The 26,886-nt window shown below is 72.3% G+C and carries 23 protein-coding genes; 16 read left to right on the forward strand and 7 right to left on the reverse strand.

Annotated features, from left to right (window positions below; genetic code table 11):
* Positions 1-5: 5 nt before the first annotated feature.
* Positions 6-893 (reverse strand): IclR family transcriptional regulator, encoded by an 888-nt coding sequence (locus F8568_RS05375; protein ID WP_151591972.1) that lies wholly within the window; start codon positions 891-893, stop codon positions 6-8.
* Positions 894-1,192: 299 nt separating this feature from the next.
* Here F8568_RS05375 and F8568_RS05380 point away from each other — a divergent pair, with 299 nt between their 5' ends.
* From F8568_RS05380 to F8568_RS05430, 11 genes are all read left to right on the forward strand, one after another.
* Positions 1,193-2,401, forward strand: a complete 1,209-nt coding sequence (locus tag F8568_RS05380; RefSeq protein ID WP_151591974.1) for a CaiB/BaiF CoA transferase family protein — start codon at positions 1,193-1,195, stop codon at positions 2,399-2,401.
* 2 nt (positions 2,402-2,403) lie between these two features.
* Positions 2,404-2,856: a Zn-ribbon domain-containing OB-fold protein gene (locus F8568_RS05385; RefSeq protein WP_151592239.1), complete on the forward strand. Its 453-nt coding sequence runs from the start codon at positions 2,404-2,406 to the stop codon at positions 2,854-2,856.
* Complete coding sequence (locus tag F8568_RS05390; protein WP_151591976.1) at positions 2,853-4,055, forward strand: thiolase family protein; 1,203 nt, start codon at positions 2,853-2,855, stop codon at positions 4,053-4,055. Before F8568_RS05385 ends, F8568_RS05390 begins: the two co-directional genes overlap by 4 nt.
* 28 nt (positions 4,056-4,083) lie before the next feature.
* Positions 4,084-5,550, forward strand: a complete 1,467-nt coding sequence (locus F8568_RS05395) for an aldehyde dehydrogenase family protein (protein ID WP_202124517.1) — start codon at positions 4,084-4,086, stop codon at positions 5,548-5,550.
* A gap of 23 nt (positions 5,551-5,573) precedes the next feature.
* Positions 5,574-6,791 carry an amidohydrolase family protein gene (locus tag F8568_RS05400; RefSeq protein ID WP_151591980.1) on the forward strand — a complete coding sequence of 406 codons (1,218 nt, stop codon included), beginning with the start codon at positions 5,574-5,576 and terminating at the stop codon, positions 6,789-6,791.
* Positions 6,792-6,793: 2 nt separating this feature from the next.
* A complete protein-coding gene (locus tag F8568_RS05405) occupies positions 6,794-7,000 on the forward strand; it encodes a ferredoxin (RefSeq protein ID WP_151591982.1) in 207 nt (68 codons plus the stop codon).
* 5 nt (positions 7,001-7,005) lie between these two features.
* A complete protein-coding gene (locus F8568_RS05410; protein ID WP_151591985.1) occupies positions 7,006-7,788 on the forward strand; it encodes an SDR family NAD(P)-dependent oxidoreductase in 783 nt (260 codons plus the stop codon).
* A gap of 4 nt (positions 7,789-7,792) precedes the next feature.
* Positions 7,793-9,037: a cytochrome P450 gene (locus F8568_RS05415; RefSeq protein ID WP_151591987.1), complete on the forward strand. Its 1,245-nt coding sequence runs from the start codon at positions 7,793-7,795 to the stop codon at positions 9,035-9,037.
* 10 nt (positions 9,038-9,047) lie between these two features.
* The gene (locus tag F8568_RS05420) at positions 9,048-9,488 is read left to right on the forward strand and encodes a nitroreductase family deazaflavin-dependent oxidoreductase (RefSeq protein WP_151591989.1); all 441 of its coding nucleotides are present in this window, start codon (positions 9,048-9,050) and stop codon (positions 9,486-9,488) included.
* 168 nt (positions 9,489-9,656) lie between these two features.
* On the forward strand, positions 9,657-10,787 hold the full coding sequence (locus F8568_RS05425; protein ID WP_151591991.1) for an acyl-CoA dehydrogenase family protein: 1,131 nt from the start codon (positions 9,657-9,659) through the stop codon (positions 10,785-10,787).
* A gap of 18 nt (positions 10,788-10,805) precedes the next feature.
* Entirely contained in the window at positions 10,806-12,035 is a 1,230-nt protein-coding gene (locus tag F8568_RS05430; protein ID WP_151591992.1) for an acyl-CoA dehydrogenase family protein, read from the forward strand.
* An 18-nt stretch (positions 12,036-12,053) separates the two neighbouring features.
* Here F8568_RS05430 and F8568_RS05435 read toward each other — a convergent pair whose 3' ends face one another.
* Positions 12,054-12,914, reverse strand: coding sequence for an LLM class F420-dependent oxidoreductase (locus F8568_RS05435; protein WP_151591994.1), 861 nt, complete (start codon positions 12,912-12,914; stop codon positions 12,054-12,056).
* Between the two features lie 457 nt (positions 12,915-13,371).
* On the opposite strand from F8568_RS05435, the gene F8568_RS05440 reads away from it, so the two are divergent.
* From F8568_RS05440 to F8568_RS05450, 3 genes are all read left to right on the forward strand, one after another.
* Positions 13,372-15,006, forward strand: coding sequence for an MFS transporter (locus tag F8568_RS05440; protein ID WP_160573509.1), 1,635 nt, complete (start codon positions 13,372-13,374; stop codon positions 15,004-15,006).
* A gap of 237 nt (positions 15,007-15,243) precedes the next feature.
* Positions 15,244-17,430 (forward strand): protein kinase domain-containing protein, encoded by a 2,187-nt coding sequence (locus F8568_RS05445; RefSeq protein WP_160573510.1) that lies wholly within the window; start codon positions 15,244-15,246, stop codon positions 17,428-17,430.
* A 270-nt stretch (positions 17,431-17,700) separates the two neighbouring features.
* A complete protein-coding gene (locus F8568_RS05450) occupies positions 17,701-19,263 on the forward strand; it encodes a hypothetical protein (protein ID WP_151592000.1) in 1,563 nt (520 codons plus the stop codon).
* Between the two features lie 34 nt (positions 19,264-19,297).
* Here the strand turns inward: F8568_RS05450 and F8568_RS05455 are convergent, their stop codons facing one another.
* The 5 genes from F8568_RS05455 to F8568_RS05475 form a co-directional block, all read right to left on the reverse strand.
* A complete protein-coding gene (locus F8568_RS05455) occupies positions 19,298-21,457 on the reverse strand; it encodes an FUSC family protein (protein WP_202124518.1) in 2,160 nt (719 codons plus the stop codon).
* A gap of 139 nt (positions 21,458-21,596) precedes the next feature.
* A complete protein-coding gene (locus F8568_RS05460; RefSeq protein ID WP_151592002.1) occupies positions 21,597-21,992 on the reverse strand; it encodes a MerR family transcriptional regulator in 396 nt (131 codons plus the stop codon).
* 21 nt (positions 21,993-22,013) lie between these two features.
* Entirely contained in the window at positions 22,014-23,051 is a 1,038-nt protein-coding gene (locus F8568_RS05465; RefSeq protein ID WP_151592004.1) for an MDR family NADP-dependent oxidoreductase, read from the reverse strand.
* 150 nt (positions 23,052-23,201) lie between these two features.
* Complete coding sequence (locus tag F8568_RS05470) at positions 23,202-23,342, reverse strand: hypothetical protein (RefSeq protein WP_160573511.1); 141 nt, start codon at positions 23,340-23,342, stop codon at positions 23,202-23,204.
* A 237-nt stretch (positions 23,343-23,579) separates the two neighbouring features.
* Entirely contained in the window at positions 23,580-24,590 is a 1,011-nt protein-coding gene (locus tag F8568_RS05475) for a GlxA family transcriptional regulator (RefSeq protein WP_328600731.1), read from the reverse strand.
* Positions 24,591-24,780: 190 nt separating this feature from the next.
* On the opposite strand from F8568_RS05475, the gene F8568_RS05480 reads away from it, so the two are divergent.
* Together F8568_RS05480 and F8568_RS05485 are read left to right on the forward strand one after the other, a co-directional pair.
* The gene (locus F8568_RS05480; protein ID WP_160573512.1) at positions 24,781-26,379 is read left to right on the forward strand and encodes a DJ-1/PfpI family protein; all 1,599 of its coding nucleotides are present in this window, start codon (positions 24,781-24,783) and stop codon (positions 26,377-26,379) included.
* Positions 26,380-26,420: 41 nt separating this feature from the next.
* On the forward strand, positions 26,421-26,882 hold the full coding sequence (locus F8568_RS05485) for a nuclear transport factor 2 family protein (protein WP_160573513.1): 462 nt from the start codon (positions 26,421-26,423) through the stop codon (positions 26,880-26,882).
* The last annotated feature ends 4 nt before the right edge of the window (positions 26,883-26,886 follow it).

Genomic DNA, 26,886 nt, shown 5'->3' on the forward strand with positions numbered 1-26,886 from the left:
CCGTGTCAGGCGCCGTTGCCGGCGGACTTGCCGGCGCGCCGGGCCGCGTCGGCCACCTGCCGCCCGAGGGCGTTCACCTCCCGGCCGGTGAGCCCGTGTTGGGGCCCCATCAGCATGAGGGAGGCCGCGGCGCGGCCGGTCGAGTCGAAGACGGGCGCGGAGATCTGCGACAACCGCACGGCCGCGTCGTCGTCGATCTCTTCGGCGAAGTACTCGGTGTGCTGCATGAGGCCGACCAGTTCGTCCCGCTGGCGCAGGGCGTACTCGGCGTCCGGCGTGGTGAGCAGGATCTCGAAGTCCGGCACGGGGTTCTCGGCGCGGTCGTTGACCAGCGAGATGACGTATCCGCGGCGCCGGATGCCGGCCAGAGCCCGGCGCCACTGGTCGCGCTGGTGGTCCTCGAGGTTCTCGCCGGCGCGCCCGAGCCACGTCCGCGCCTCGGCGTCGTCCCACGCCACGAAGACGGCGCCGAAAGGCGGGACGAGCGGCATGGACTGCCCCCGGCGCGGCCGGATCCCGAGCGGCGGGCCCCAGTCGAACACGGCCATCACGCGGGTCTCGTCCGCCACGGGCGCGGAGACCGCGACGCAGGCGTTCAGCTTCCGCGCGAGTTCCTCCGCCTCGACGCTCGCCGCGCTGAGGATCGGGTTCGCCTCGCGCGCCGCGTCGCCGAGCGCGACGCAGAATTCGCCCAGCTGGTAGCGGAGTTCGGGCTCGCGGCGGACGACCAGGCCCTGCTCGGCCAGAGCCTGCAGGACGGAATCGCAGGTGGCGCGCGGAATGCCCGCCATGCGGGCGAGCTCGGAGACCGAGTACGCCTCGGACGGCCGCCGGGCCATGTGCCAGAGGAGCTGGCCGGCCCTGAGGACGGCTGGAGACGGATTGACCGGCATTTCTCTCTTTTCGACGTCGACATCCTCTAGCCATGCGCAGAGGAGGTTGCTACCATTTAATCAGAGGTGCTCAAATACTAGCACACCCACCCCCCACTTCCACCCCGAAATTCTGGACCACCCGCACACGGACCGCGGGGGTCGCGCCGCCGGAGCAGCCGCGCATGGAGGCCGGGCGATTCGCCTCACCGCCTCGCCTGCGAACCGGCAAGACCCCGTGCGATCACCGATCAACGGACCTGCGCCATCACCCCGTGGCGAAGCCGCCCTGCCGCATGCAACGGAGAGGAAGGTCTCTGGTGGATCAAAAAGCGTTCGAAGGCCTGCGCGTCGTCGAGTTGGCGCAGTGGGTGTTCGTTCCCGTCGCCGGCGCGCTGCTGGCCGACTGGGGAGCGGACGTCATCCGGATCGAGCGCATCGAGGGCGACCCCTACCGGGGGCTCGCCACCCAGGGCATCGGAGCCGACAGCGGCGGGGTCAACCTCTCGATGGCGCTCGCCAACCGCGGCAAGCGTTCGGTCGCGCTCGACCTGCGGCGGGAGGAAGGACGGGCCGTCCTCGACCGGCTGCTGGAGACGGCGGACGTCTTCCTCACCAATTTCCGGCCGGGAGCGCTGGCCCGCCTCGGGCTCGATGCCGAGACGCTGACCGAGCGCTTCCCCCGGCTCGTCTACGCGCGGGGCAACGGGTACGGGTCGCGGGGGCCGGACGCCGACCTCCCCGGCTACGACTCGTCGGCGTTCTGGGCGCGCGGCGGCATGGCCCACGTCCTGACACCCCCCGACCGCGAGGACCCGATCGGCCAGCGCGGGGCGATGGGCGACCGCAACGGCGCCATGGCCCTGGCGTTCGGCATCTCCGCGGCGCTTCTGCGCCGCGAGCGGATCGGCAAGGGGTCGGTGGTGGACGTCTCGCTGCTGGCCACCGCGATGTGGACGCTGTCGTCCGACCTGCTGTCCGCGCTGCAGGGCCAGAAACCGAGAGCCGCCGCGGGGAGGGAGGCCTCTCCCAACCCCTTGGTCGGCACCTACAGGACGAAGGACGGGCGGCACATCCAGCTCGTGTTCCTCCAGGGGGACCGCTACTGGGCCGACTTCTGCCGGCTGGTCGGCCGCGAAGAGCTGATCGACGATCCGCGCTTCGTCGACCTCGCCGCCCGCAGGGAGAACCGGAAGGCCTGCGCCGCCGAACTGGAGGCGGAGTTCGCCGCACGGACCTTCGAGGAATGGAAGGACCTGCTCGCCCGCATCGACGCCCCCTGGGCTCCCATCCAGGCCGTGGAGGAACTGCTGGACGACCCGCAGGTGCTGGCGAACGGCTACATCGGCCAGGTGACCGAGGGCGACGTGACGTACTCGCTGCCGACCGTCCCCGTGCAGTTCGACGAGCGGCCGCCGGACCTGCGCCGCGCGCCCGAGCACGGCGAGCACACCGAGACGGTGCTCCTGGAGCTCGGCCGCACGTGGGAGGACATCGCCACCCTGAAGGACGCGGGAGCCATCCCGTGACGATGACGCACCAGGCCACCGGACGTCCCCTCCCGGCACCGGACGAGAGCTCAAGCCCCTACTGGGAGGCGGCGGCGCGCCATGTCCTCGCCCTCGCCCGCTGCTCGCGGTGCGAGTCGCTGACGATCCCGCCCGGTCAGACGTGCCCCCACTGCGGCAGTACCGACCCGGCGTTCGCCTTCGTGCCGGTCAGCGGCCGCGGCACCGTCAGGTCGTGGACCGTCGTCCGCCAGTCCTTCCTGCCCGGCTTCGACGCGGACCTTCCGTACCTGCTGGTCGACGTCGAGCTGGCCGAGCAGCCGGGGCTGCGGATGATCGGCCGGCTCCTCGACGGTCCCGATGCGCCCGTGCGCGTCGGGGCTCCCGTGGACGTCGCCTTCGAGGACGTGGCCCCCGGAGTCGCCGTGCCCGCCTTCGAGCTCGGCGCCGCGCGCGACGGGGAGGCGGGCGAGTGAGCGGAAGGTTCGCGGCGAGCAACAAGGTCGCCCTCGCCGGCTACGCCCAGAGCATGGTGCAGAGGCATGCCGACCGGCCGCTGGGCGCGCTGGCCGTCGACACGGCCCGTCGGGCGATCGCCGACGCGGGGCTGGAGCTGAAGGACGTGGACGGCATCGTGGCCGCGTCGCTGTTCCCGACCGCCGGCTCGCACGCCGTGCAGGACGGGGTCAGCACGGTGACGGCCGGCTGGATGGCCGAGCATCTGGGGGCCGAACCGCGCTATGTCGCCGGCTTCCAGGGGATCGGCCAGGTCTCGGGCGCCATGGCCCTGGCGGTCAACACGGTGGCCGGCGGTGCCGCCGACCACGTGCTCTTCTACCGGGCGCTGCACAACCCCCGGGGCAGCTACCACGGCAACACCATGCAGACCATCGACGGCCCGCAGCAGTACACCGCGCCCGCGGGCTACTTCGGGCCGCTGGCGATGATCGCACTGCCGTACAACGAGTACCTCCAGCGCTACGGAGCCACCCGGGAGTCGATGGCGGCCGTGCTGGTGGAGGCGCGCAAGAACGGGTCCCGGATCCCGTGGTCGTACTGGCACGGGAAGCCCCTGACCGCCGAGGAGTACCTGGCCTCGCCCACGCTCGTCGACCCCGTCTGCCGCTACGACTGCGACATCCCCGTCGACGGCGTCGCGGCCTTCGTGGTCACCTCCGCCGAGCGCGCCCGCGACCTGCCGCACAAGCCGGTGTACGTCAGCGGCTACGCGCACAGCGCCCCGCCCCCGCGGCGCCTGCCGGTGCACTGGCCGCTCGACGACATCATGGACGGCGGCGCCGAGACCGCCCGCCGGCTGTGGGAGCACGCCGGAGTGGGGCCGGACGAGGTGGACCTGCCCCAGCTCTACGACGGCTTCTCGCCGTTCATCTGGTTCTGGCTCGAGGTCCTCGGCTTCTGCCCGGCGGGGGAGGCCCACCGGTTCGTCCAGGACGGGCGGATCGACGGCGACAGACCGGGCGGCCTGCCCGTGCTCTCGGGCGGCGGGGCGCTCGGCAACGGCCGGATGCACGGCATCCCGCAGATGCTCGAGTGCTACCTCCAGCTCGCCGGCCGCGCCGGCGAACGGCAGCGGCCGAAGGCGACCGTCGGTGTCGCCTGCCAGTCCTCACCGCACTATGGCGGCGCCGTCGTGTACAGCGCCGAACCGTTCTGATCGTCCGTGGGAGAGAGAGGACCAGTCCGTGGCAGCCATACCTCATTGGTGCTCGTACGTGGCCGGCAAATGGGTCGACGGCGACGACACCTTCACCGTGGAGAACCCAGCGGACGAGTCGCCCGTCGGGGACGTGTCCGCGCTGCCCGCCGCCGAGGTCGAGCGGGCGATCACCGAGGCGCGCCGCAGCTTCGACAGCGGCGTCTGGGCGGACATGCCGGCCTGGGAGCGGGCCGACATGCTGCACACCTTCCTCGACCACATCGAGGACACCCGGGAGGCGCTCGTCTCCACGATCGTCGCCGAGGCCGGGCAGCCGGTCTTCTTCGCCGAGTCGACGCAGTTCGGCGCCTCCATGATGCTCGCGCGGAACACGATCGACCTGTACCTGTCGATGCGGCATGAGGAGTCCAACCCCGTCCCCGTCGACGAGCTCGTCCGCGGCGGGGCGACGCTGAGCATCCGCCGCCATGAGCCGGTCGGCGTGGTGTCGGCGATCACGCCGTACAACGCGGCCATCATCATGGGCGTCCAGAAGATCATCCCGGCGCTGATGGCGGGCAACTCCGTGGTCCTGCGGCCCAGCCCGCTGACGCCGATCTCCTCGCTGATGTTCGGCGCCGCGGCCGAGGTGGCCGGGCTGCCGCAGGGCGTCCTCAGCGTGGTGGTGGAGCCGGGCGCCGCCGGTGCGGAGCTGCTCACCACCCATCCCGCCGTCGACATGGTGTCCTTCACCGGCTCGACCGCGGTCGGGCGGAGCATCCTCGCCCAGGCCGCGCCGACGGTGAAGCGGGTGGCCCTGGAACTCGGCGGCAAGTCGGCGCAGATCTACCTTCCCGACGCCGTCGACAGGGCCGCCGCGGGCGCCATGGCGGTCGTGGCCGCCACGGCGGGCCAGGCGTGCGTCGCCGCGACGCGCATGCTCGTGCCGCAGGACCGCAAGGACGAGGTCGTCGAGGCGGTCTCGCGGGCCTACGCGGAGATCAAGGTGGGTCCCCCCACCGACCGCTCGGCTCTCATGGGGCCGGTCATCAGCGCCGGGCAGCGCGAACGCTGCGAGCGGTACGTCGCCCTCGCCGAGGAGAACGGCGGCCGGGTCGCCTTCGGCGGCAAGCGCCCCGCGGGCCTCGACCGCGGCTACTTCTTCGAGCCGACGGTCCTCGACCTGCCCGACAACGCCAACCCGGCCGCGCAGGAGGAGATCTTCGGACCGGTCATCGGCGTCATCGGCTACCGCGACGTCGACGACGCGGTGCGCATGGCCAACGACAGCGACTACGGCCTGTCCGGCCAGGTCTACGGCGGCGACGTCGCCGCGGCGACGGCCGTGGCGCGCCGCCTGCGGACCGGCGCCGTCAACGTCAACGCGGCGGTCTTCAGCGCCTACGCGCCGAGCGGCGGCTACAAGCAGAGCGGCCTCGGCCGCGAGCGCGGGCCCGACGGCATCCGCGCCTTCCAGGAAGTGAAGCACCTGGCCATCGGCAACCTGCACTGACCAGCACGAAGGAAGGAAAGACCATGACCGCTGAGATCAACCTCGACTGGCTCATCTCCGTCGACGACCACATCCTCGAACCGCCGAACGTGTGGACCGACCGCGTAGCGAGCAAGGACCGCGACCGCGCGCCGCACATGGAGATCGACGACAACGGCATGGACTACTGGGTCTACGACGGCAAGCGGATGCCCAGCTCCGGCCTGAGCGCCGTGGTGGGCAAGTCCAAGGAGGAGTTCAGCCCCGAGCCGATCCCCTACAGCGAGATGGCGCCGGGGTGCTACGACCCCGTGGCCCGGGCGAAGGACATGGACCGGGCCGGCATCCTGGCCTCGCTCTGCTTCCCCTCGGTGACCCGGTTCTGCGGGCAGCTGTTCTACGAGGCGAGCGACCGCGAGTTCGGCTTCACCTGCCTCCAGGCCTACAACGACTGGATGATCGAGGAGTGGTGCGCCGCGGTGCCCGGCCGCTACATCCCGCTGATCCTCATCCCGCTGTGGGACCCGAAGCTGGCCGCCAAGGAGATGGAGCGCTGCGCCGCCAAGGGCGCCACGACGTTCGCGTTCTCCGAGAACCCCGAGCCGCTCGGGCTGCCGACCATCCACGACAAGGACGGCTACTGGGAGCCGGTCATGGCCGCGGCCAACGACCTGGAGATGGTCGTGTCGATGCACGTCGGGTCGTCCTCGACGCTGCCGCAGATCTGCTCGAACGCGCCGTTCATGGCCAACCTCACCTGGGGCGCCACCCGCACCTCCGGGACGATGCTGTCGTTCCTGTTCAGCGGGCTGTTCCAGCGGTACCCGAAGCTGAAGATCGCGCTCTCGGAGGGGGAGGCGGGCTGGATGCCCTACTTCCTGGAGCGGGCCGAGCAGGTGCTGGACAAGCAGCGCGCCTGGGTCAAGCGCGGCACGACCTTCATGGACCACGCCGGCAGCGGCGAGGTCATCGACCTCGACAAGCTCGACCTGCGGGCCGACTTCCGCGACCACGTCTTCGGCTGCATCATCGAGGACTCCCACGCGATCGCCAGCATCGCCCTCGGCGACATCCCCGAGGACAACATCATGTGCGAGACCGACTACCCCCACTCCGACACCACCTTCCCCCACAGCATCGAGGTCGCGCGCAAGACCATGGCCCAGCTGCCGGAGGAGACGCAGTACAAGATCCTGCGCGGCAACGCCGAGCGGCTCTACCGGTTCACCCCCGCCGAGCCCCCCGTCAAGGCGGGGGCCTGAGGATGGCGGCCCGCGTCGCCGTGGACCGGGCGCTGTGCCTCGGCAGCGGGATGTGCCTGGTCTACGCGCCCGGCACCTTCGAACACGACGACCAGGCCAAGGCGGTCGTCCGCGAACCGGCGGGCGACCCGGCCGACGTGGTCGAGACCGCCGTCGAGGCGTGCCCGACGGGCGCCCTGAGCTTGCTACCCGAACAGGACGGAGCGTGAAGCGGATGTTGCTTGACGGAAAGAGCGCGGTGGTCACCGGTGCGGGATCGGGCGTCGGCCGCGCCTCGGCCCTGCGCTTCGCCGAGGAGGGCGCCCGCGTGGTCTGCGCGGACATCAGCCTCGAACGCGTGGAGGAGACCGCGAAGCTGATCGCGGAGGCGGGCGGGACGGCCGTGGCGGTCAAGGCCGACGTCTCCGCGGAGGACGACGTCGTGGCGATGCTCGGCGCCGCGGTGGAGAGCTTCGGCCGGCTGGACGTCCTGTTCAACAACGTCGGCATCCCCACGCCCCGGCTCGGCGCCCGGCTGGAGGACCACACGGTGGCGGACTTCGACCGGTTGACCTCGGTCAACCTGCGCGGGGTCTTCCTCGGATGCAAGCACGCCGTCCTGCGGTTCAAGGAGCAGGGGGGCGGCGGCGTCATCCTCAACACCGGCTCCGTGGCCGGCCTCGTCGGCTGGGGCGGCACGGTGTACGGCGCCACCAAGGGCGGTGTGCACCAGCTGACCCGCGCGGTCGCGATCGAGGGCGCGCCGTTCGGCATCCGGGTGAACGCGATCTGCCCGGCCGGGATGCCGTACACCAACTTCATGGCGGCGGGAGGCATGAGCACGGGCGACGCCGCCGCGCAGGAGGAGGCGGCCAAGCACACCGGTGCCCTGCATCCGCTGGGCCGCCCGATCACCGCCGAGGACTGCGCCGAGGCCGCCGTCTACCTGGTCTCGGACCGGGCGGCCAACGTCACGGGCGTCCTGCTGCCGGTCGACGGCGGATACGTGGCGAGGTGACGCGATGACCGAGACCCAGGTCCTGGACCGCGAGCGGATCCGGACGCTGTTCGACCTGCGCAGCAGCTACAACGCCCGCGCGGGCGGCGACTTCACCGCCGACCCGTACCCGGCGTGGCGCAGGCTGCGCGAGAGCGGTCCGGTGCACGAGGGCACCGTCCACGAGCTGACGGGCTACCCGGGAACGGCCCTCTTCCAGGGGCTGCCGGAACCCGACCGGCCGCACTACTCGGCCTTCAGCCACGCGGCCCTGGACCAGGCCTACCGCAACCCGGAGGTGTTCGCCTCCTCGCCGGAGGCCGTGGACACCACCACCGTCAGCGGCGTGACCAACAGCATGCTGTCGATGGGCGGCGACCAGCACCGGCGCTACCGCGCGCTGGTGCAGCCGTCCTTCGTGCCCGCCAAGGCCCGCTGGTGGATCACCAACTGGATCGAGGAGACGGTCCACTCGCTGATCGACGGGTTCGCCGGCGAAGGCCGCGCCGAGCTGAACGTCGACTTCTGCGCGGCCATCCCGGTGCTGACGATCACCGGCGGCTTCGGCATCCCGGTCGGGCAGGCGCTCGACATGCGCGAGGCGCTGAACCGTCCGATGGAGATCGTGGAGATGCTGCGGCCGGTCGTCGCCGCACGCCGCGAGGCGCCCCAGGACGACCTGATCAGCGTGCTGGTCGAGGCCGAGCTCAAGGACGAGGACGGCACCACGCACCGGCTCAGCGACGCGGAGATCTACTCCTTCGCGCTGCTCCTGCTGTTCGCGGGGTCGGGCACGACGTGGAAGCAGATGGGCATCACGCTCACCGCCCTGCTCCAGCGCCCGGAGCTGCTGGCGCAGATCAAGGACGACCGCTCGAAGCTGCGCCCGGCGATCGAGGAGGCGCTGCGCTGGATGCCGACCGACCCGATGTTCTCGCGGTTCGTGACCCGCGACGTCGAACTGGAGGGCACGCGCCTCCCCGAGGGCTCGGTCCTGCACCTGTGCCTGGGCGCGGCGAACCGGGACCCGGCCCGGTGGGACCGGCCGGACGAGTACGACATCACCCGGCCGATGAGGGCGTCCTTCGCGTTCGGCGGCGGGCCGCACATCTGCCTCGGCATGCATGTGGCCAGAGCCGAGATCAGCACCGGGATCGGGGCCCTGCTCGACCGGCTCCCGAACCTCCGCCTGGATCCGGACGCCGAGCCGCCCCGCTACATCGGCATGTACGAACGCGGCGTCACCGAAATCCCCGTGGTGTTCGGATAGAGAGGCGCTTATGAGCGACAAAGAGCCCGGCTACAAGGCACCCGACATCGGACTCATCGGGGCCGAGCACATCCGCCGGTATCGGGAGACCAATGGCGAGGTCGGCTATATCTGGAATGGCGTGCCGACCCTTCTGCTGACCACGACGGGCCGCAAGAGCGGTCAGCCCCGGACGTCCGCGCTCATCTTCGGGCGAGACGTCGAGGACTACCTCGTCATCGCCTCCCAGGGCGGCGCTCCGGAGCACCCCCTGTGGTACCGGAATCTGGAGGCCGACCCGAAGGCCGAGATCCAGGTGAAGGCGGAGCGCATCCAGGTGACGGCCCGTACGGCCACGGCGGACGAGCGGCCGCGGCTGTGGGGGATCATGGCCGCTCAATGGCCCAATTACGACGTCTACCAGACGCGCACCGACCGCCAGATCCCCCTGGTGGTGCTCACTCCGGTGTGAGGGTGAAAGGCCGTATGCCTTCCGGCATCTGACGCGGCGGCGCGGTCGGCGGCGACCGCGCCGTTCGCGGTCCCCTGACCGCGAGAAGGGCCGGGCCGGTGAAACCGATGATCGATGGCCGGCGCTTCTCCCTCCCCGGGCGGGCAGTCTTTCGGAAAGGATCGTGTCATGGAGTTCGAGCTCTCCTCGGACCAGAAGCTGTTCCTGGCGACGGCCAGGGATTTCCTGGAAAAGGACTATCCGCTCGACCGCATCCGCCGCACCGGTGAGGAGACGACCGGGTTCGATCGGGACTGGTGGGCGCGGGCCGCGGAGCTGGGCTGGACGGCGCTGCTCGTCCCGGAGGAGCTGGGCGGCGGCAGCATCTCCGGCAACGGAGTGCGCGACCTGGCGCTGCTCGCCGAGGAACTGGGCACGGGGCTCGCTCCGGGAGCCCTCCTCGCGACGAACGCGGTGCTGGCCGGCCTGGTGGCGGCGCACGGCACCGGGCCCGACCACACCGCGGAGATCGAGGCCCTCGTGGCGGGGGAGAGCATCGCCTCGTGGGCGGTGTACGAGCCTGAAGGGCAGTGGGATCCGCTCGCTCCAGCGCTGACCGCGTCGCCGCTCGACGGCGGCGGGTTCCGGCTGGAGGGTGCCAAGGACCGCGTCGAGGCGGCCGGGCAGGCGGACCTGCTGCTGGTGACCGCCGCCACGCCCGACGGCACCGCGCAGTTCCTCGTCCCCGCGGGGGCGGACGGGGTGACGGTCGAACCGCAGCGGAGCCTGGACCTGGCCCGCGCGTTCGGCGCGGTGCGGTTCGACGGGGTGCGGGTCGCGGAATCCGCGCTCGTCGGGCGGCCCGGAGACGACCGGGCGGTGGAGCGGCAGCTCCAGGTGGCGCTGGTCGTCCAGTGCGCGGAGGTCTGCGGGGGACTGGTCCGCATGTTCGACGCGACGCTGCGGTGGGCCTTCGACCGCTACGCCTTCGGCCGCCCGATCGCCTCCTACCAGGCGCTGAAGCACCGCTTCGCGGACAAGCGGACGTGGATCGAGGCATGCCAGGCCACCACGTCCGCGGCCGCCGCGGCGGTGCAGGAGGAGAGCGCCGATGCGGCGAGGCTGGTCAGCGTCGCCAAGGCCTTTGTGGGGGACCGGTCGCTGGCCGTCCTGCAGGACTGCGTCCAGATCCACGGCGGGATCGGGGTCACCTGGGAGCACGACCTGCACCTGTTCCTGCGCCGCGCGACGGCGGACCACTCGCTGTACGGCACCCCCGACGAGCACCGACGGCGCGTCGCCGGCCTCGCCGGGCTCTGACGCCGGAAAGGCGGAGACATGACCGACACCACCGAGAGCATCGAGTCGTTCCGCGCCCGCGCGCGGGCCTGGCTCGCGGACAACATGCCGCGTCTGGCGGACGCGGCGCGGCTGAGCGGGGACGACCCCGCCCACTGGGAGCGCGCGCGGGAGCTGCAGCGCAAACTCCACGCCGGCGGCTTCGCGGGGATCTGCTTCCCCGAGGAGTACGGCGGGCTCGGCCTTCCGTACGCCTACCAGCAGGCCTTCAGCGAGGAGGCCGAGGGCTACGAGATGCCGATCGTGCTGAACATCCCGTCGTTCAGCATCTGCTGCGCGACGCTGCTGGACGTCGGCAGCGAGGAGCAGAAGCGCGAGCACATCGGGGCGGCGATCCGGGGCGAGGAGGTGCTGTGCCAGTTCCTGTCCGAGCCGAGCGGCGGCTCGGACCTCGCCGGACTGATCACCCGGGCCGAGCGGGACGGGGAGAACTGGGTGATCAACGGCGCCAAGATCTGGAGCACCTTCGCCTACGGCGCCGACTACGGCCTCTGCCTCGCGCGCACCGACCCCGAGAAGCCGAAGCACGACGGGCTGACGATGTTCCTCATGCCGACGCGGGCGCCGGGCCTGACGATGAACCGCATCCGGATGTCGGACGGCACGGACGAGTTCTGCGAGGAGTTCTTCGACAACGTCGTCCTCGGACCCGAGCACGTCGTCGGCCGCGTCAACGACGGCTGGACGGTGGCGTCACGGCAGCTCTACCACGAGCGCACCGCCGTCGGGGGCGGCTCGATCTATACCAGCGGGTACGGCCAGCCGCCGACCAGGTCGCGCCCCGACATCGTCGACCTCGTCCGGCGCGCCGGACGCGCCGCCGATCCCGATGTGCGGCGCACGGTCGGCGAGGCGATCGTGATGTCGACCGTCCACGAGCAGCTGGTCGAGCGGGTCTCCGCGGGGATCGAGGGCGGCCACCTTCCCCCGGCGGCGGCGTCGGTTCCGCGGCTGTTCCACGCGGAGGAGACCGAGGCGCACGCCGACGCCCTGGTGCGGGCCGCCGGCGCGTCGGCGGCCGTGGCCTCCGCCGGGAACGCCTTCGAGGACGTCGGGCTGCACTACCTCTGCCGCCAGGCCGGGAGCCTCGGCGGCGGCAGCTCGGAGATGGCGCGGAACCTCATCAGCGAGCGGCTGCTCGGGATGCCGCGGGAGCAGGCCGCCGACCGCGGGATCCCGTTCAACCAGATCAAGCGGGGCACGCGGTGAACCCGCCCCGTCCCGCGGCTAGGACAGGGTCTGCAAGGGGGTGAGCACCTCGTCGGCGAAGCGCCGCATCCCGTCGAACGCCTCCCGCGAAGCGGCCCAGGGCGTCACGATCAGGCGGGTGACCCCGGCCTCGAGGTGGCGCTCGACGTCCTCCAGGCGCGAGACGTCTCGGCCGGCGGCGAGGGTGACCTCGATCGGGCTGCGCCTTCCGGCCCGGTCGGCCAGTTCCCGCAGGCGGGCCAGGGAGCGGGGAAGGTCCTCCAGGGCGTGGTTCATCGGCATCCATCCCGCGCCGACGGTGGCCGCGCGGCGCAGCGCCGCGGCCCCGTCGCCGCCGATGTGCAGGGCGGGGCCGCCCTCCTGGACCGGCTTGGGCTCGAACGCGACCGGCTCGAAGTCGAAGAACTCACCGTGGTGCTCCACGACCTTCTCGCTCCACAGGCGCCGGCACACGGTGATCGCCTCGTCGACCCGCGGGCCGCGCCGGTCGAAGTCCAGCCCCACGGCCTCCCATTCCGCGCGCAGCCAGCTGGCGCCGATGCCGAGCGCCAGCCGTCCGCCCGACAGCACGTCCACGGTCGTCGCTCCGCGCGCCGTCACGAACGGATGCCGCAGCCCGATGTTGTACACGCAGGTGCCGAGGCGGATCCGGCTCGTCCGGGCGGCGAGATGGCCGAGCACCCCGAAGACGTCGAACGCCGGGACGTCCGGCGGGATGGGCGGATGGCCGGCACCGCGGTGGGGGCTGCCCGCGGCGCCGAGCGGGACGACGAGGTGCTCGGGGAGCCACAGGGACTCGAAGCCCAGCCGGTCGGCCTCCGCGGCGACCTCCGCCCACCAGCGCGGGTTGACGGAGCCGAGATGCAGACCGATGTCCATTGAGGCCTCCAGGGCGGTCGCGGGCTCGCGCCCGGTCGGTGGTTCGTCTCGGACGGGGGCGGCCCCTGGCAGGCGAACGCGTGCTCAGCCGCCGGTGATCGAAGCTCAAGTGGTGGCCTGCTGGGTCTTGACGTGGGAACATCGGCCCAGCAATATCGAAGTCGATATCGAAGTTATCATACGGCCGCGCGGAACCGGAGACGGGGACCAGGCGTCCCGGCATCCGGACCGCGCATGACGACCAGGGACCAGAGGTTTCCCGCGACCGCGGCGGGCACCGCCGCGTTTCCCGGCCGCGACGCGACCGTCGTCGCGGCGTCCTCCAACGTGACTGCTCCCGAGCGCCCGGGCGATGGGCCGCACCGATGACCGGTGCGGGCCGGACCCGCCGCTGCCCACCCCCGGAAGGCCGCCGCACCCCCTCGGCGGTCATCTCCCGCAGGAGCGGAGGAAGTTCATGACAGAAGAAATAGCCTCGGAAACGGGCCGCGAGCCCGGCCCGCCCTCGGCGGCCGAGGAGGACGCCGGCCGGCTCAACGACGCCTCGCCGCTGCGCCTGGTCGCCGTCCTCGTCCTGCTCGTCCTGCTGACCGAGATCGTGCCGCTCCAGTCGAGCATGGTCGCCGCGGTCATGCCGAAGATCGGCCAGTCGTTCCCGAACTCCGGTCACAACATCGCCTGGATCCTCACCATCCAGGGCGTCGTCAGCGGCGCCACCATCGCCATCATCGGCAAGACCGCCGACATGTACGGCAAGAAGATCCTGCTGATGGCGTGCTCCGTGCTGTTCATCGCGGGTTCGCTGCTGTGCGCGCTGACGTCCAGCTGGTCCCTCTTCCTGGTCGGGCGCGGCATCCAGGCGGTGTCGTGGGGGATGGTCGCGGTGAACTACGGCCTCCTGCGCGACATCATGCCCCGCAAGTGGGTCCCCATCGCCGTGGCCGTCATCGGCGGCGGGATCGGCGGGGCCGCGATCTTCGGTCCGCCCGTGGTCGGCGCGATGACCGACCACTACAGCTGGCGGTCGGTCTTCTGGTTCCTCACCATCTACACCGTCGTGCTGGCCGTGCTCGTCGCCGTCCTCGTCCCCGAGTCACCGCTGCGCGCACGGCAGCGTTTCGACGTCGTGGGGGCGGTGCTGTTCGGGGTCGGCATCGGCGTGACGCTCATCTACCTGAGCGAGGGGAGCAGCTGGGGCTGGAGCGACGCGAGCTCGCTGGCCTACCTCGCCGCCGGCCTGGTGATCCTCGCCGCGTTCTTCGCCTGGGAGCGCAGGGCCGCCGCGCCGATGCTGGACCTGAGCCTCCTCCGCATTCCGGCCGTCGCGGTCATCTACGCCGTGGCCTTCCTCCTCTCCTCGGTGCAGGCGGAGATCTCTGTCCTGGTCTCGTACATGTTCCAGACGCCGAAGGAAGGCGTGCTCAAACAGCAGATAGTGGAGGGAGCCGCCGCCAAGAGCCATACCCCGGTGTCCGTCATCTCCCAGGTGCTGCATTTCCGGGGCGACATCAGTTACGGGGCCGGCTTCTCGGTCCTCGACATGGCCGTCCACATCACGATCTGGACCGCGGTGTTCACGATGGTGTTCGGCTTCGCGTGCGGCTGGATCGTCCGGCGGATCGGCGCCCGGATCCCGCTGATCACCGGCGTCGCCGCGACCGGAGTGGCCTGCGCGCTGTGGATCGACTGGCACTCGACCTGGCAGCTGCAGGTCGCCATCGGCCTCGTGTTCGGCCTGGGAAGCGGACTCCACCTGGCCTCCTTCCCGAACATCCTCATCGACGCCGTCCCCGCCCGGCAGACGGGCATCGTCACGGCGATGTCCTCGGTCTTCGGCTCGGTCGGCATCGCCGTCTCCAGCGCCGTGCTGTCCTCCATCCTGGCCGCCCACCCCTTCCAGACGGTCACCACGGTGCCCGGGCGCGGCACGGTCGTCTCCGACGTCCCGCAGGTCTTCACCGATTCCGGCTTCAGCCTGGCGTACCTGCTGCTCGGCGTGGTCCCCTGCGTCGTGGCCTTCTTCATCGCCTTCCCGATGCGCGCCGGACGCGCACCCGCGCGCGGCGGCGAGGCGGTCGCCCACCCGGCCTGAGCCGCCGTCCCGGTGGGCCGCCCGAACAGCGGCCTACCGGGACAACGGCTTGACCCACCCGGTGCCGGACGGAATGCTTGTCCCGCACGGTTCGGGTGCAGGCGCACCGGCCGTGCTTCTTGGGCTGGAACCGGGGGCGCGGGAGGAATGTGCAGGTGATCACCGGCCCGATCGCCCCGCCTCAGGGCCAAGGTCGGCATGGATTCCGTTGACAGGGAGCCGGGGCACAGTCCGACCGTGAGCAGCGGCGAAGCGGGCTCGGCGTTCGATCCCCACGCGAAGTGCCGCGTACTGCTGGGCCGCTACGAGATATTAGGGAAGCTCGGCGCCGGCGGAATGGCCTCCGTGCACCTTGCGTACGACCGCACATTGCGCAGGCAGGTGGCGGTCAAGCTCATGCTTCCCGGGCTGGCGCAGAGGGGCGATTCCCGCCGCCGTTTCGAGCGCGAGGCGACGGTGGTCGCGAGCCTCGAGCACCCGGGAATCGTCACCGTCCACGACGGCGGGCATGCGTCACTGGACGGCGAGGACCTGCCCTACCTGGTCATGGAGTACGTCGAGGGCGAGACCGTGGCGCAGCGGGTGGAGCGGCTGCGCGCCGGCGGCGAGCGGCTGCCGGTGCCCGATGCGCTCGAGCTGACCGCCCAGGTGCTCGACGCCTTGGCGTACACCCATGCGCGGGGCGTGATCCATCGGGACATCAAGCCGAGCAACGTGATGATCACCTCCGCCGGGTCGGTCAAGGTGATGGACTTCGGCATCGCCCGGATCGCCATGCCGGATGCCACCAAACTGACCGAGAGCGGAAAACTGGTCGGGACCGCGCACTACATCGCTCCCGAACAGATCGAGGGACGCCAGGCCGAACCGGCGTCCGACCTCTACTCCGTGGGCACGATGCTGTTCGAGCTTCTGTCCGGCGAGACGCCGTTCCACGGCCGCTCTCCCGCGGAGGTTCTCTTCGCCATCGTCGGACACCGGCCGCCCGACCTGGAAAGGCTCCGCCCCGAGGCCGGCCTGGGCGTCGCCCGGGTGGTCCGGCAGGCACTCAGCAAGCGTCCGCAGGACAGGCCCGCCGGCGCGGAGGTCATGGCTTCGCGGCTGCGTGAACTCGCCGAGGAGCACCGGCGCGGCACGGTCGTTCTGACCTCTGATCTCCGGGAGCCGGAACCGGAGCCGGAGCCGTCGACCGACCTTGGACGCACACGCCTCCGGCGTCGGCTCGCGTGGCCCGGATCGGCACGCCGTTGGCGATTCCGCCTCACCGTCCTGGCCGCCGCCGTAGTGGCCGCCGCCCTGGTGGTGTCAGCGGAGGGCTGGCCCTTGGGGGTCAGGTCCGTGGCCGCTCGAGCCCATCCGGCGGGCTGGCGTCCTTGGCGCGTGAAGACCGTCGGGGCCCGCTTCATGCTCCCTGCGCTCGGCGGCCGATCGTCCAAGCTCTTCGTGGTCACCTCCACGAACCTGCTGGCCATCGACAGGAATACGGGCCACAGGTCGTGGAAATTCGATCCTCCGACCATGATGACTTCGGACTCCGGCAAGCTGGCCGTATCCGCCGACTCCGCGGTGGTGTACCTCGCCAGCGATTCGACGGTGTACGCGCTGTCCGCATCGAATGGCAGAGTCCGATGGCAGCGCCGGCTCCTGCCCACGGTGAACACCGAAGGGCTGAGCGTGACCACGGCGGAAGGCGCTGTGTTCGCCGAGACGCCGGATACCGTGATGCGACTTGACGCGGTTACGGGAGCCACGCGGTGGCAGTGGCGGCCGGACCACTGCGGAATGGCGACGAAAGAGGTCTTCGCCGCCACCTCCGAGGTGCTCCTCGCGGTATGCCGGTCGCCCGCCAGAGTCACCACTCTGCGAGCCCTCGACGCGCAGCACGGCAGGGAGCGCTGGCACCGGACCGTCTCAGATCTCGAAGTGCCGCGCATTTTCCAAGCGGGCTCGCGACTGTTCTACCTGGGGCCGGACGACTCCCTGGGCAACAACCATCTGGCGACCTCGCTCGACCTGCGTTCCGGCGCAGTGCTGTGGCAGCACGAGGTCGGGACATATGCGGCACTGGACTACGTCGACCACCGTCTGTGGCAGTGGAAGGGCGACCAGTTGGCCGTTCTGGACCCGGCTACGGGACGGGCCGTCCGGACTCTCAAGGTCCGGAAGTACGACACCTACGCCTCAGAGTCGCAGCATGTCCTGGCGGCCTCCGCCGATCTCGTCGTGCTCGGCACCTCGAACGCCGTGCACGCCTACCGCCCATCCGGCGGCGGCCAAGCGTGGCAGTACCGCGCCGAGAGCCGCGCGAGCGTGCTGGCCGACAACATCCTGGTGCTGCTCACGGAAGACGGCCCCGTGGCGATCGACGCCGTCAACGGAGCGGGGCCCTGCAACTTCCTCTACTGCCCCGGCCAACTGCCGTGACGACCTGTCGCTCATCAGCGCCTCCCTCAGCACGATATCGCCGGTCGGCTCGGTACGAACCCGGCCGTTCGTAGTGCGCGCCTCGGCCGCATCAAGGACGACCAGGGCTTTCACCTGTTCGACCAGGAGAGTCCGTACGGCCGGCGGGCATTTATTTTCTCGTCTTCTGTCGCTTCCCCGGGCATTATCTGAAGCATGGGATCGGCACGCAGACTGGCGCTTCGCGCCTTTCGGCCGCTGGGGCGGCTGGCGCTGCCATTCCTGCGCCCGATGTCCGCCGCACCACCGCCTTGGGACACCGGGGCCGACCCGGACGCGCTGCTCGCCGTGGCGCTGTCGGCACGCGATCCCGGCGCCAGGCGGAGGGCCGCCGCGCGGATCGAGGCGCTCTGGGACGGCGGCCCCGAGCGCCGGAAGGTCATCTGGTGGCTGCTCCGGGAGCGGCTCACCTCCCCGTCCGGTCCCAGCAGCCCCGACCGCCGGCTCCCTGGATGGACGAAGGTGGCGGACGGCTCCGCGGGCGCACCGCGAGTCTCGTGGACCGGCATCTGGCGGTCCGGCTCCCGAGCCGGCGACCGGATGCACCTTCCGGAGACGGCCGAGCGCTTCCTTTTCGGCCCCGACCCGGACTGCCCCCGCGTCCCGCGGATCCGGCTGGTCGCCGGCTTGGGCCTCGGCACGGCGTCGGAGGCCGTCCTGCTGCTCGACCTGGCCCTCCGCGCCGACGACCCCGCCCTTCGCGACCGGTGCGCCGCCGTCGTGGCCGAGACCGACGAACCACACGTGCTGGACGCGCTGGAGTACGTCTTCTCGCAGGCGTTCGGTCGCTGGGTGAACCACGCGACCGACCGCGGCGAGCTGATCCTCGGGCAGCGGCCGGAACTGTGGGACGCCGACGGCGCCCCGACGCCGCTGCTGTCCTTGCTGCTCGGCAATCCGCACGTGCCCCGGCCACCCGGTGCCGAAGCGGACGACCCGACGCCCTACTCGGCGGTTCTCGCCGCGCTGCGCGGCCGCTTCGACCTGCTCGCCCGCTTCCCGCCGGGCCTGCTGGTCCACGAGTTGCTGACGGTGATGGAGGACCGTCCGGGCACACCCGCCCACGAGGCCTGCGGCCGGGCCCTGCGAGCCCTCGACGACGGCCCGGCGCGGGAGATCCTCTGCGAGGCCGCGATGGAGGACTTCGAGGACGACGCCGTCGCGGCCGTGGCCGACGCCGGCTACCTTCCCGCCGACCCGGATCTGGTGCCGCTGTTCCTGATGCTCACCCGGCAGTGGGAGCGGCTCGCGGCCGCCGACCCGGACGGACGCCGCCTGCGGGACTTCCTCGTCCGGGACGAGGCCGCCCCGAACCTCGGGGGGCTCGTCCGGATCCTGGAGCAGGACGCACAGCCGCACCCGGCCACCGCACACGACGACGCCATTCCTCACGACGCCCGCGAGCACGCTCTCGCCGCCCTCCGCGCCATCGGTCCCGGCGCCGCCGGCAACCGGCTGTGCGCGATGGCGGTGGACGGCGTCGGCGTCGCCGTCCGGGTGGTCGCCGAGACCGGCCTGGTGCCCGTGCCCGGCAATCCCCGTGACCTGGCGCTGTTCCTCTACCGGACCGGCCAGTGGGAGCGGTACGACGCCGCCGACCCCGACGGGCGGTACCTCCGCGAGCGCGTCGCGCGGCTCAGTCCGTACGACGACGAGCGCACGAAGCTCCGGGCCGCGGCCGAGCGCGGCGGGCGGCCGATGCCGTGCGGTCCGCGGTCCGCGCCGCCGCGTCCCGACCCGTACTGGCCGGGCGGCACCGGCGTGGGCGGAACCGGCGGCTTCACCAGCCACTAGCGCGCCGCCGGGCGGTGCGGCGGGCTTCGAGCGGCTACCGCCACCAGGGCCGGGTGCGCTGCTGGGCGAGGTGGTTCGCGGCCGTGGTGAGTTCTTCCAGGTGGGGCCTGATGTGCTGGATGTGCTGCTCCACCCAGAGCGTGCAGGCCACGACGGGGGCGGACGCGGTCGCGGCGACGGCCGTCAGTTCCGGCGGGGCGAGTTCCCCGGGCGGGCGCGGGTCGCGGCCGGTGAGGCCGTCGGCGAGCCGGTCGTACCAGCTCGTCAGGTGTGCGGCCTGGTCGCGGAGGGCGCGGCTGACCGGATCGGGTTCGGCGTCCGGGCTCGGCAGCCCGTTCAGCGACCGGGCGGTGAGACGGAGCCGGGTGGTGCCCGCGACGAGCCGCCACAGCTCCTCGCGGGACATCCGCTTGGTGCCCTGCTCGGCGAGATACCCCCGGAGCGCGTCGTCCAGCCGGATCTTCGCGGCGACGGCCTGGGCGGCCTCGGGCGGGCGGGGCCTCATGCCGAGCGCCCAGTCGACCGCCTGCCTCAGGTAGGCGGCGCTCTGCCGGAACGCGTCGGCGAGATCGGTGCGGACCACCTGGCCGGCGCCGCGCGGCCAGAAGACCAGCCCGACGGCGAGGCTGACCGCGCCCCCGATGGCCACGTCCTCGATGCGCAGCACCCCGACCTGCCAGCCGACCGGGGCGAGCAGGTTGTACAGGACCGACACGACGACGGTGAAGGCGGCCTGGCCCACGGCGAACGGGGCGGTTCCCGGCGCGTATCCGGCGACGAGCACGGCGATCGGCAACGCCGCCCACAGCGCGGCCGAACCGGTGCCGATCGCCGTGATCAGGGCGGCGCCGACGGCGAACCCGGCCACCGTCCCCAGCAGGGCCCGCCAGACGGTGGCCCCGGTCGAGGCGGCGCTGGTGCGCAGGACCGACAGGGTTCCGAGGACGACCCAGAAGCCGTGCTGGACACCGCTGACGTCGGCGACGGCGATCGCCGCGGCGAGTCCGGCGGCGCCCCGGACGCTGTTGAGGAGCCAGACCGACCGCAGGCTGGCGTGGTGCAGGGCGACGCCGCTCACCGCGGCGAGCACGCCGAGCCGCCGCTCGGCCCCCGCGGCGCGTTCGGGGATGCCGTACACGCGTTCCTGCCATTCGGCGACGGTCTCCGGGTCGGCCCGGCGCACCGCGACGAGCGTGTCGACGGCCGCCGCGCGGACGGCGATGCCGAGCGTCCGGGCATGGAACGACAGGTCGACGGCGGAGGCGTGTCCGGTGCCGACGCTCAGGTGCCGCAGCGCCGTCACGCTCGCTTCGAGCGCCTCGTCCAGCCGGCCGAGGTCGGGTTCGGTGTCCGCGCCGTCGAGCAGTCCCGCCACGTCCCGCAGCACGGCGCCCGTCGCGGCGAAGAGGTCGCGCTCGACCTCCGGGACGTCGCGCAGGTCGCCGTACTCGCTGAGGCTGTCGCACAGCAGGGCGGTGCTCCACTCGAGCATCCCGACGACGCCCGCGAGCGCCTGGTCGGCGTTGGTGAGGCTGGTCGGCCGATAAGGGGTGGAGGTGAACTGGTCGGTCAGCCGGTGTTTCGCCCGGACCGACGCCTCCCGGCGGTCCGGGCCGGCCTCGGCGCGCAACCCGGCGCCGAGGAGGTCGGCGAGCGCCCTGGCGCACCCGGACGCGGCGTCCCGCAGCGCGTCCGCCGGCGGTCGCGGTGAGATGAGCAGGACCGCCAGCGTGCCGACCACCGAGGCCAGCCACCAGCCGGCGAGGCGGTCCGGCACCATCGCCAGGGTGCCGGGCGAGGCGGCGGGCAGGACGTAGGCCAGCAGCGCGGCGGTGGCTCCGGCGGCCAGGTTGGGCGCGATCACCCCGGCGAACAGCACCGCGAACGCCACGGGCAGGGTCACCAGCGCCGCCAGCCAGGTCACCGAGTGCACGGCCGTGCCGATCGTCAGCAGGACGCTCCCGACGACCGCCAAGCCCAGGTGCGCGACGGCCCTGTCGCGCCGCCGCCCCCCGAACGAGGCCATCACCAGCGTCGCGAACCCGCCGAACGCCGCGAACGTGGCCATCTGCACGTTGCCGAGACCCTCGAAGGTCAGCGCGAACAACCCGGGGAGCACCACGGCGGCCCGTACCGCGCGCATGGCGGCGCCGATCGACCACGTGAACACCCGGACCCCCGCGAGCTCGACCACCGACCAACCATAGAACCGGCTGACCTCGTCCTCCTAAGACCCGAAGGACTCCGGCGACGTGCCTGAGCTGCTCGGCGCCGGCGGCGGCGCGGCGAGCGCGCCGATGCCCGCGGCCCGCGCCGCCGCGACATCGCGGCGCTCAGCGGGACGGGGCGGGCTCGCCCCGCAGGGGCGGGACGCCCAGCCGCGCGGCGAGGTCGTCGCGCAGCCGGACCAGCCGCTCGATCTCCGCGTCCAGAGCCTCCAGGCGGCGCCGGGCCACCCCGGTCGTCCGCGGGCAGCCCGCCTCGCCGTAGCCGGGGAGGGCGTCGCCCTCCAGGAGGTGGAGGCGGTCCGCGCACATCCGGACGTCCTCGACGGTCAGGCCGAGGGCCAGCAGCTCCCGGATGATGCGCACCCGATTCACCTCCCGGGGCCCGTACTCGCGCTGCCCCGCGGCCGTGCGCGGCGGCGGGGGGAGCAGTCCCCGCTGCTCGTAGAACCTCAGCGCCCGCGGGGTCGTCCCGGCCGCCGCGGCGGCGTCACCGATCCGCATCCGCCCTCCCACCTCGTCCGGCTACAGCTCCACGACGACCGCGCCGAGATGGCGCCCGTCGATCACCTCCTGCAACGCCCGCGGCGCGCTTTCGATGCCCGCGAACCGCACATGCGGGAACGTCAGCTCGCCGGACCGCAGCCACCCGCCGACGCGCTCGACCCAGCCGGGACGCCCCTGCCCGTCGTCGTCGAGGCCCCCGAAGCCGCGCATCGCGATCCGTCTGGTGATCAGCTGGAAGGTGTCGATCTCGGCGGGTCCGGTGGTGCCGGGCAGGCCGGGCGCCAGCTGCCCCGCGAGGGTGCCGACGAGCACGAAGCGCGCGCCGGTGCGGGCGGCCCCGACGGCGGCCTGGAGCTGCTCGCCGCCGACGTTGTCGACCAGGACGTCGATACCGTCCGGGGCGGCCTCGGCGAGCTGCTCGGCGATGGGCCCGGCGCCCGCACCGGCGTCGCGGATCACGGCCGCGTCGTACCCCAGCTCGGCGACCAGGCGCTGCGCCTTCGCGGGGGAGCCGGTGCTGCCGAGGACCCGTCCCGCACCGAGCAGCCGGGCGATCTGGCCCGCCATCGAGCCGACGCCTCCCGCGCCGCCGGTGACGAACACGGTGTCGCCCGGGCGGACGCGCGCGTCCCTGGTCAGTGCCGTGTAGGCGATCGCGGCCGACCCGAGGTGCACGACGGGGTCGGGCAGCGCATCGTCCACCGGCGTGCACTGCGCGGCGGGGACGGCCGCGTACTCGCGCCATCCGAGGAAGTGCCGGACGAGGTCGCCCGGCCGCGGGCCGGTGCCCGGCGGCGCCGAGACGACCTCGCCGATCGCCGCCCCGAACAGGACGTCCCCCGGGCGCAGCGGCGGGAAGGGCGCCCCGGGGACGCCTCCGCCGAGGAGCGTCCGCAGCGCCGGGAAGACATGGAAGAACCGGTTCCGGACGAGGACGTCGCCGTCGCCGGGCACCGGCGGCGGCGTGCGCGCGATCGTGAAGTGCTCCGGCCTCGGCAGGCCGTCGGGCAGGGCGGCGACACGGATCTCGCGGACGGATTCCGGCGGCGTCGGCATGGCGATGCTCCTTGGATCGGACGGCCCGCGCCCCTCACGGCGCCGGCCACGGCGCGGTGACGCTAACCCCTGACCCGCACGTCAAAGGCAAGCGGCGGGCCCGGCCCGCGGTGAAGGGCCTGCTCGTCCGGGAGCCGGCACTTCCCGGCATCACACGGACGTTCCGGACGGGAGAAAATCGCCGTACCGGACTGACACACCGAGCCGTCGCAGCCGCTCGTGCGTGCCCGGTGTGCGCGACACCGCGATCAGATCGCGGGCCTCGACCCGCTCCAACATCTGGTCGATCACCAGACCGCCGAGGCGTCAAGCCAGGCAAGGCCGGACCGAGGACGCGTGCCGATTGCTCTTGCAAGCCATGGAGCCGCCTTTCCAGGGCGACACCGCGTGGCGCGCCCACCGGCGCCTCATCAAAATCGATCCCGGCAGAATCGACGACGCCCGAGCCGTATACCTGCGAACCATCGCAGAAGCGGACCCGGAGACCGCGGGGCAGGCGCGGGAACTGCTGCTGGACCTCGACCCGGGCTACGGCCCGCCCGGGACGATCAGAGTCGGAGGCCAGACCTTCGTCCGCTGCCGCGTCGAGTGGGTGGCGCGGTAGCGCGATGGGGCGGTGCCGTACTGGTCGACGAAGGCCTTGCGGAGCGTCTCGGGCGACCGGAACCCGCAGCGCCGTGCCACGCTCGCGATCGGATGCGTCGTCGTCGCCAGCAGGTGGGCGGCCGCTTCGGTGCGGGCCTGGCGTACGTAGCGTCCCGGCGTGTGCGCGAGGTGCTGGAGGAACAGCCGGGTGAGGTGCCGCTCGCTCACGCCCGCGAGCCGGGCCAGGGCGGCGGTGCTCAGGTCGCCGTCGAGGTTGCGGGCGACATGGTCGGTGATCTGCTGGACGGCACCGTGCTCGCGGTGCGCCGCGGCGGCGACGAACATGCTCATCTGCGCCTGGTCGCCCGGCCGCTGCAGGTAGGTCACGACCAGCTGCGCCACGCCGCGTGCCAGCTCGGGCCCGTGGTCGTCCTGGATGAAGGAGAGCGTCAGGTCGAGTGCGCTGGTGACGCCGGCCGAGGTGGTGATGTTGCCTTCGCGGATGTAGATCGGGCCGGGGTCGAAGGTGACCTTCGGGTACCGTGCGGCGATCTTGTCGGCCCACATCCAGTGGGTGGCGGCGCGCCTGCCGTCGAGCAGGCCGGCCGCGGCCAGCACGGCGGAACCGGTGCACACCGACGCGACCCGCCGGCTCTCCTTGGCCAGCCGGCGCACATGGCCGACGAACCGGGGATCGGCCGCGGCCTCGTGGTAGCCCAGCCCGCCCGACACGATCAGCGTGTCCAGCGGTCCCTTGAGCCGTTCGAGCGCTTCCTGCCCGTGCAGCGTCATCCCGTCGGTGCAGGTGATCGCCCGCCCGCCCGGGGTGGCCAGGAGCACCCGGTAAGGCGGGGCGGCGCCCCAGTTCGCCTCGTTCAGCGTCGATGTCACGCAGGCGATGTCGAGCAACTGCGCCCGGTCGTATCCGACGACCACCATCAGCCGTTCGTCCACCCTCAGGACCCTATGCCGCAAGGACGGGCGTACCAAGATTCCGGACATCGTCACCATTTTTCGTTGCCGCCCGCGAATCGGCCTTCGATGGTGAGGTCACACGCGGAAGGCACCGGCCGTTCGCGGATGCCGGCCTGGGGGTGGGTCGATGCGACTGTCCGTCATGTCTCGGCTGAGAAAGGAACGGGTCGTGCGGGTCCTGGGCCGCGGGCTGGTCGTCCTCGCGGCCCTGTTCGTCGTCCCGGGCGTGGAGTTCTTCATCGGCTCACGAGGCTTCGCCTCCTACCGGTACGCGCCGCCCGAGGCCGGGCGTCCGCCGGCCGTGGCTCCGCCCGTGCATGCTCCGGGCAAGCCCACCGTGGCGGTCGTGGTCGGCAACGCGGGCGCCAACGTGGCCGACACGCTCGTCCCCTACGGCCTTCTGGCGAGCACGGGGAGGTTCAACGTCTACACGGTCGCCCCCGAACGCCGGCCCGTGCCGCTGCTCGGAGGGCTGGACCTGGTCCCGGACCTGGACTTCGCGCAACTGAGCGGGCGGCTGGGCGGCAGGGCGCCGGACGTGACCGTCGTGCCGGAGATGCCGTCCGACAAGGACAGCGATCGCCGCGTCATCGGATGGCTGCGGAGCACCGGGAGCCGCGGGCTGGTGCTGGGCGTGTGCACCGGAGCGCGGCTGGTCGCCGACGCCGGTCTGCTCGACGGCCGCGAGGCCACCACGCACTGGTACCGGCTCTCCGGCCTGGAGGACGCGCATCCGGCGGTGCACTGGCGGCGCGGGGTCCGCTACCTCGACGAGGGGAACGTGATCACCACGGGCGGACTGCTGTCCTCGGTGGACGGGACGCTGCGGGTGATCGAGCGGTTCGCCGGCACCGGCACCGCCGCCGCGGCCGCCCGGGCCGCCGGCTGGGGCCGGTACTCTCCCGGCACTCCGGCGAGGATGCCCGAATCGCGGCTGTCCCCGTCCAACGCGATCGTGCACCTGCTCAACCTCGGGTTCCGCTCGAACACCAGCACGGTCGGCGTCGTGCTCACCGGCGGTGTCGGGGAACTGGAACTCGCCTCGGTGTTCAGCCCGTACGCCGAGGTCAAGGCCGCCCGGACGGTCGCGATCGCGGCCACGGCCACCGTGCGCTCACGGCACGGGCTGACCTTCGTTCCGCGCGAACGCCTCGCCGGCGCGGTCGACGACGTCGACCGGCTGATGGTCCCCGGCGCCGCCGCCGCGGCGAACCGCGACCCCGGCATCGCGGCCGCCGCCCGCCGCGCCGGCGTCCCGCTGGAGTACCCGCACCGGCGGCCGGGCTTCGCGTTCGACCCGGTGCTCCGCTCCATGGCCCGCACGTTCGACAGGCCCACGGCCCGGTGGACCAGCAAGATTCTGGAGTACCGTTCCGCCGACCTCGGCTCGTCCGGTTCGAGCTGGCCCTGGACGCCCACCCTGCGCCTGCTGCTCTTCGCGCTGGCCGGCGTGGCCGCGCTGGCCGTGGTCCGCGTCACCGCGCGGCTGATCACGACCGGTTCGCTGCGCCCGAAGGCACGCGACCGGCCGCCGGTCGCGGTGGTTGATCTCCGCTCCACGACCCCGGTGATGTGGGAACGCAGCGAGCACGGCCTGTTCTTTCTAGCGGTCTCCGGCGCGGCGGTCGTGGACGAGCGCGAGGTGCGCGCCGGACAGATGATTTACGTCGACGCGGGCCACAGCATCTCGATCAGTGCGGCCGACACCGACGGAGCCGAGCTCCTCAGCGTGCAACCCATTGCGGCGCCCGTGCACAGCGCCGCATAACGGCGACGCCGCCCACCATGCCGGTCATCGAGGAGGAGTTCATGCCGCGATCAGCAGGCGACGTAGTCCGCGAGTTCACTCGGGCGATGCGCGACGGGGACCTGGCGCACGCCTTCGACGATCTCGCCACCGAGGACATCGTGTTCGAGAACGTCCCCATGAAGCCTCCGGCCCAGATCGTCACCGGCCGGGAGGCGGTCCGGAGCCGGCTCGAGGCGCTCTACGCGGTCGGCAAGGCCGAGAGGTTCGACATAGTGAACCAGCTGGAGAACGACGACGTCGTCATGCACGAGCGCGTCGATTCCTACAGCTTCCCGCCGGGGCTCTTCCCCAAGGGCGACGTGTTCCTGATGCGGGTCGCGAGCGTCTTCACGGTGCGCGACGACCGTGTCGCCGGCTGGCGTGACTACTACGACCTGGGTGTCTTCGAGGACGAGCTCGGCGTGGACCTTGCCGGCTTCGGTGCGGTCATCGGCCACCGGTATGCGACGCGGGCGTCCTGAATGG

Origin of the sequence: Actinomadura physcomitrii, assembly GCF_008923205.2 — a bacterium.
Taxonomy (GTDB): domain Bacteria; phylum Actinomycetota; class Actinomycetes; order Streptosporangiales; family Streptosporangiaceae; genus Spirillospora; species Spirillospora physcomitrii.